Annotated in this window: 1 protein-coding gene; it reads right to left on the bottom strand. The window is 60.5% G+C overall.

All coding sequences use genetic code 11. The features are described 5' to 3' along the window. The coding region (locus ACPYOJ_RS35675; RefSeq protein WP_481420433.1) for a hypothetical protein at positions 1-221 on the bottom strand (221 nt) is incomplete at its 3' end. Between the last annotated feature and the right edge of the window lie 42 nt (positions 222-263).

Consider the following 263-nt stretch of genomic DNA (forward strand, 5'->3'; position numbering starts at 1 on the left):
TCTTGTACCCGCTCATAGCGGCCAAGATTGATGGTTATGGTTTTGGGGTGCGCGGCGATGCTTGCCGCACTCAGCGGTCGCATAACGGCAGTGCGGCCCAACTGTACTGCGCCAGCTTTAGGGTGAATACTCATCGTCGCGTCCGGCAGCAGGCTACGGTCGACACACAGCTGCAGGCGGACATCAAGCCGTGACCCAAGATACACATGCAGCAGCGCCATCAGGTCCGTGTGAAGCTCCCCACCCGGTAACCAGCCCTGCAC

The sequence above is a fragment of the Rhizobium sp. SVR5-9E genome (assembly GCF_056755095.1).